Source organism: Nostoc cf. edaphicum LEGE 07299 (genome assembly GCF_015207245.1).
Classification (GTDB): Bacteria; Cyanobacteriota; Cyanobacteriia; order Cyanobacteriales; family Nostocaceae; genus Nostoc; species Nostoc edaphicum_B.
Window position 1 is genome coordinate 1 of sequence record NZ_JADEXF010000250.1, and the last position, 6,078, is coordinate 6,078.

Sequence of the window (6,078 nt, forward strand, 5' to 3'; positions counted from 1 at the left end):
CCACTTGGTTAAAAGACTGTCACAGGATTCGGTTATCCGCTCTACCATTACTCAAAGTGCAAGTCAAAGAATCGATTATATTAATGATCAAGAAGCCAGAAATGAGATTGAAAAGCTATTAGGAAATTCTTCTATACCGATTGGATGGCAAAATATTAATCAACAGTTTGAGTTATTAGATACGACGAAATCTAATAGAGTTTACATCAGAAGTTCACAGGTTTTTAAATTAATTTGTGGTTGGATAGTGAGTGGTTTTGCTATTGCTATGGGTGCGCCTTTTTGGTTTGATATCCTGAATAAAGTTATCAATGTGCGGAATGCAGGGCCAAAACCTGTTGCCTATACTAAGGATCAACCGTCTCAAAAATAGCGTTTCAATTAAATCAAAAAATAAAAATAACTTGGAGTTTTAATTCTTTATTCTGACAAACAATCTCAATTTGCCTAATAAATTCTCGAAAGTAAAATCTTCGTTCTGTTTCCGACAAATCTAACCAAAATTGTGGTATAGAAACAGCTTGAGCAACAGAACGCAAGTTAACTGGAGGGAGAATTGCCAACTTTGCTTCGAGTGCAGAAATTTCTGTGCGGAGTTTGTAAGCCCTTAACTTTGCGGTTTCGTCATCTAAAATTCCAGTTTCAATTAAAGCGGGTAACTGAGCAAGTATTTCTTGCTGACGAGCGATCGCTTGTCCTAAACTATTCTTGAATGCATCCAACTGGGGAAAATTCATTCCTGCTACCGCCAGAGGTAAATCACGGCAAACGGTTTCAATGGTATGTTCCAACACCTGTTGGTAGGGAATAGCTTTACACTTAGGGCTTTGGGGACAGCTAGTAGAACGTAAATAAAGATACTCTTTATCTTGGTTGCGTTGGGTAACACGGGTAACTGTCAGATGTGACTGACACTCAGCACAGACAACCAACCCAGCCAGAGAACGCGGTGCGCTAGCAGTTCGGGATGGTAAACGGCTGTTACGGCGCAAAAGTCGGTCAACTTGAGCTGCTTCTTCCTTAGAAATTATCGGAATATGGGTATTGGAGATAATTTCACCATTTTGGTAAGCTGTATTGCCGCGATAAACTGGATTAGTCAGCCAGCGTCTTCCTGTGGTTACAGAGATTTTCTTGCCGTATTTTTTCGCCAAGTAACGCACTGAACCCCGCAAGGAACCATAGAGTAAAAAGTGTTCAAAAAAATCTTTGACCACTGGTGATGTACTGCGGTCAATGGTATATTTTCCCTTACCTCTGCGATAGCCGTAGGGAACTTTACCGGGTGGCGGTGCAACCTCAAGACGATTACGGGCGTGTCCTTGGCGGATGCGGCGGCTACGTTGCTGACGTTGGATTGCATGTAGCAAATTCAACAAGTCAGCGCCCAGAGGGTAATTTTCGGAAGTGTAGGGTTGTTCAGTGGCAATTACTGCGATTCCCATGACTTCGAGTTGATTGAGGCGATCGCTAATTTCCTCTACAGTATCTCCTAATTCTTCCAACCGACGAATCAGGAGATAATTTGCTGGTTCAGTTTGGCAATCGGTAAATAATTGTTGTAATTGCGATCGTTCAGAAGAGTTTGGCTTGCCCAAATCTTCATAAACCCGATCCACCTCCCATCCCCAATCGGCTCGATCGGGAGAAGATTCTAATAGCGGATCGGTGTAAGAGTAAGCAATTATTTTCAAAGGTTTAGCACAGCCTCACAAAGAAATAGTATCAGTTATAACTACTAGCTTGACGGCAAAACATCAAGTGATACTGTCCGCCTAGTGCCATGAGTTCGTCATGAGTGCCCACCTCGATAATTTGACCATGTTCTAGTACTACAACTCGATCTGCTAGTTTTGCTAAGGCGAGGCGATGGCTAACTACAACGGCTATTCTTCCCTTCGCCAGGTTACGCAAAATATTGTAAATCTCGTGTTCTGTTTTCGGATCGAGGTTTGCTGTTGGTTCGTCAAGGATGACTAGTTCGGCTGGAGAGAGTCGCAGCAAAGCACGAGCGATTGCTAATCTTTGCCATTGTCCTCCTGATAGATCGATACCTCCTTCTAGCTGTTTGCCTAAAAGAGTTTCCAAACCTCGATCAAGATTTGAAATTACTCTCGCCAAACCAGCCTCAGCGATCGCTTCTGTGATGGCGTCATCATCCTGCATTTTAACTAAATCCCCAAAAGCAACATTCTCCCGCACGGTAGTTGGAAAACGAGCGTAATCTTGCATGACTACATCAATACGCGATCGCAAATCTTCTAATGGAAGTGATCGTAAATCTTGCCCATTCCAAATAATCGCACCTTGGCTAGGATCGTAGAGGCGACATAATAGCTTTGCTAATGTAGTCTTGCCAGCACCATTTTCACCCACGAGTACAATCATCTCGTTGGGGTGAATCGTCAGGTTGATGTTTTTTAGAATTGGGCGATCGCTATTGGGATAAGTAAAGGATAGATTTTTGATGTCAATACCTGTTTGCGATCGACGATCGTTCCCATTTCTTTGAAAGTTCCGATTGTTAGCAGCCGATTCTCTGACTTTTTCCCATACCTTTGTTACTGACTTTGATTGCAACTCTGCATGAGAACGGGACAACTGCGGCTCTAACTCCAAAAGCTGAAAAATCGGCGTCGTTGCCAGTGCAATATTATATAACTCTGACCCGCCAGACATCAAATTATCCAAACTCCGCCGCACTTCCAAGATTACCCCAGTGTAAAGTGCCAAATCTCCTAATGTATGGGTTCCACCTAGCACTCCCTGGATGACGTATATGTATGGCAACGCCAAACCTAACCCGCTCAATAAAGACCAACCAATAACCGCTGTTGTCCCCCGACGGCGGATTTGTTCCATTGCTCTAAAAATGGTACGGTAAAGCCCGTGCCAGCGTTCTAGTAGTAAGGGTTGCAAGCTAAACAAGCGTATTTCTTTGGCGTATGTTTCTCCGGTTAAAACCGTTTTGTATAAATTCATTTCCCGAAAAACACTCGCTTGAGTTCTTTCTACTCCCCAAGCTTGCTTACGGTATTTCACCTGCACATACATCACCGGGGTAACGCAGCTAAACAAAATTAGTGGTACCCACCAAGCAAGAGACACCGAAAGCAGTATGGCTGGAATGAAGATAAAAATTCCTTCTAACATCGTCACCAGCCTAAGACAAAGCTCTGGAAGTCGTTGTACTCCCTTTTCGGTCAACTGCACCAAATTGAGCAAATCGGGTGTTTCAAACAGAGCAATATCTTCAAAAGTGGCAACCTTTTCAATCACTTGTCCTTGGACAAAGCCGAAAACGCGATCGCGCAGAGAACTATATACAAAGGCATTGATGTTAGCGATCGCATCACTGACCAAATTCACTAGCAGCGAACCTGCAATGCTGGAGAGTAGCAGCGGTTGCGAAAGTATCAGGGCGATGGCATTCTGCGTTGTCCCCGTACTCAATAAGCGGGTAATCTCATCAATGATCGTTTTGTTGAGCCAAATGGCGATCGCTGGGCCTGCACCACCCACTAATGTCAGTATTGTTACATAGCGTAGCTCCTTTGGAACTACCTGTATCACTGTTGCTACACTCCGGCGAAATGCTTGGAATGGAGAAATCTCAATTATTTGCATATATTTTAAAGTAGCAAATAATAGCAAAGTTCCCAGACAGACGTTGTGATCTCAATTCAATCGCATACAAAAAAGCCCAGTCATCTCTAACTGGGCTTTTAGCTATCTCAATCAATTATTGGAGGTGAGTAGTTTCGCGGTTATGCAGCAGGTTGTTCTAGATTAACCTTGACAACTTTGTTCTTTTCTTCCTCGGACTTAGGCAGTGTCAAATTCAAGATACCGTCTTTATAATCTGCGGTGACATTGGTATTTTGAACCCTAGCAGATAGAGGAATTACACGTTGGAACTTGCCATAGTAAAATTCACTCTTGGTAATACCATTGTCTTGAGTTTTAGTTTCAGACTTGCGCTCACCGCTAATGTGAACAGCGTCTTGGGTGACTTGAATATCTAAGTCTTTAGCTTCCAGTCCTGGTAGTTCTAGCTTGAGATGAATCGCATCATTGGTTTCGTGCAACTCAGCAGCCGGTACTCTGATAAAGCCTTTTTCAGACCGTGCAGATGGTACTCTGGTATCTCCAAATAAGCCGTTGATGTGACGTTCTAAAGCGTTCAATTCTTGCCAGGGGTTGTAACGAACTAGTACCATAACTCTTTCTCGGAAAAATTCAGCTATTGTTTAATCGTTTTTGCACTTGATTTTGTGCTTTATGTATTCATAATAAGTATGGTTCAAACTCCTGTACATTCGGTAATCATCACCTAATTAAATGATGATTACCGCACTTAATTAGGCCTAAAAGAAGATTACGGGTTACTCTAATTTCTCTGTTCGGTAAACCAGAATCATAACTATTAAGACCAATGATAATCAATTACCTAATCTGCTGTTGAGTGGGAGGCTTGAGAATAGGTTTAGCTGATTGGGTTCCACCAATGCCTTTGATATTCAATCCGCACTTGCTTAACGTCAAGCTCAGATTCTAAAAACACGAGTTTTTCTACTTGCTGTAATCCCACATTTTCAAACTGTGCTAATTCTGAGTCTGATAATGGCCAAGGTGGGCCAGAGGGTTCAACTTCTATATGTCGAACACGAGTAATCAGTAAAAGTGTGCCACCAGGAGCAACAAAGGAAGTAACTGAAGAAATAACCCCAGAACGCACATTTAACGGCAAAGCTTGAATATTACGACATTCAAAAACAAAATCAAAAGCTTGATGCCATTGTGAGAGAATTGCTAACAAATCTGCAACTACATAGTTGACAGTCGAATCTGGAAATCGCTCTTGACACCAAGCGATCGCTGTTGGTGAAATATCAAAAGCAGTTACTTCAAATCCCAGATGAGCTAAAGCTTCGGCATCATCTCCCAAGCCAAATTTTTGTTTAAGTACCGCTAACACTTCATCTGGGCAAAATTATTCTAGTTCCTGGGCTGCTGTCTGCAAACTAAGATAGGGTTAGATGCCATCTCTAGAAAACTCAAGTTATGAAGTACAAAATTTTAGCTACACTCGTAGTACTAGCAACTACTAGCTTTATTACTCCTGCTAAATCTCAAGAACCTGTAACTGAAGCTCCAGCAACATCAAATCAAGTTGTGAATGCTTGCGTTCAAAATCAAGCCCAAACTTTACTAAATCCTTTTACTGATGTTCCATCAGATCATTGGGCTTTCAAAGCAGTTATGACCATGCACTATTGTGGTGCATTTCGCCAAGCGACACCACCAACAATATTAAAAAAACTCCAACCCGCTCAACGTCAACAGCAACCACAGCAAGAACAACGGTTTGAAAAATAATTACCTATCACAGATATGCTCAATTCATAGAGGGAGCAACGCGATTTTGAGCTTCTTCCTTGGCGGCCCACAGGACATAGTTGCTGGTGATGGAGAAAGTAGCGTAAGCGCAGCCCGTCGTAGACATCGCTCTTAAAGCAAAGCGTAGCCAATTATTTTCTCTCTTACTGCCGAAAGTGCTGTTGATGTGGGAAGAGGAGTCATGAGTAGGGAGTTGGTGGTCAATCTTGGGTCAAGATTCGTTGCTAGACTTGAATAGGGAAAAAAGTTTAGTGTTATTGTTTTTCTTCATTAGGATACCAACCTGCTGGAATAATTTCAAAATTCCAAACATCTTTGAAGACGTATATGCGTCCGATCATTTCCGATGGGGAAAGCAAATTTTTGTCGCCTTCCTTCCAATCTTTTTTATCAACTGTTCCCATAACTACATAGTTATTACCTAAAATTTGAGGATTTGTTTGGACAAAAGTAGCAGCCATCAATGGCTCAATTTCCTGTTTTTTAGCAATAATTAAGTCGCAGCTTGGGCAATATTTACACTGTTTATTGAGTAAAAATAGCTGTTGTGGTTGGATATGAATCACTAAAGGGAATTTGCGAATCTTCGTTTTTGTTTCACACTTTGGGCATTTAGTGAAAGCACAGTCTATATAAGGATTTAGGAAAAATCTGTGTCGTTGTTTGAGAGATTTAGGC

General features: G+C 41.9%; 6 protein-coding genes and 1 pseudogene. 2 read left to right on the plus strand and 5 right to left on the minus strand.

Annotation, left to right across the window (positions count from 1 at the left end):
• Positions 1–373, plus strand: a pseudogene (locus tag IQ229_RS09590) (hypothetical protein); the annotation flags it as partial.
• Positions 374–386: 13 nt separating this feature from the next.
• Here the strand turns inward: IQ229_RS09590 and IQ229_RS09595 are convergent.
• The 4 genes from IQ229_RS09595 to IQ229_RS09610 form a co-directional block, all read right to left on the minus strand.
• On the minus strand, positions 387–1,694 hold the full coding sequence (locus IQ229_RS09595; protein ID WP_194043195.1) for a recombinase family protein: 1,308 nt from the start codon (positions 1,692–1,694) through the stop codon (positions 387–389).
• A 31-nt stretch (positions 1,695–1,725) separates the two neighbouring features.
• Complete coding sequence (locus tag IQ229_RS09600; protein ID WP_194043196.1) at positions 1,726–3,627, minus strand: ABC transporter ATP-binding protein; 1,902 nt, start codon at positions 3,625–3,627, stop codon at positions 1,726–1,728.
• 140 nt (positions 3,628–3,767) lie between these two features.
• The gene (locus tag IQ229_RS09605; RefSeq protein WP_194043197.1) at positions 3,768–4,220 is read right to left on the minus strand and encodes an Hsp20/alpha crystallin family protein; all 453 of its coding nucleotides are present in this window, start codon (positions 4,218–4,220) and stop codon (positions 3,768–3,770) included.
• A 266-nt stretch (positions 4,221–4,486) separates the two neighbouring features.
• Positions 4,487–4,978 carry a class I SAM-dependent methyltransferase gene (locus IQ229_RS09610; RefSeq protein WP_194043198.1) on the minus strand — a complete coding sequence of 164 codons (492 nt, stop codon included), beginning with the start codon at positions 4,976–4,978 and terminating at the stop codon, positions 4,487–4,489.
• An 86-nt stretch (positions 4,979–5,064) separates the two neighbouring features.
• On the opposite strand from IQ229_RS09610, the gene IQ229_RS09615 reads away from it, so the two are divergent.
• Positions 5,065–5,379: an S-layer protein gene (locus IQ229_RS09615; protein ID WP_194043200.1), complete on the plus strand. Its 315-nt coding sequence runs from the start codon at positions 5,065–5,067 to the stop codon at positions 5,377–5,379.
• A 275-nt stretch (positions 5,380–5,654) separates the two neighbouring features.
• Here the strand turns inward: IQ229_RS09615 and IQ229_RS09620 are convergent.
• Positions 5,655–6,078, minus strand: a 424-nt coding sequence (locus tag IQ229_RS09620; RefSeq protein WP_194043201.1) for a hypothetical protein, incomplete at its 5' end; no start/stop codon positions are given.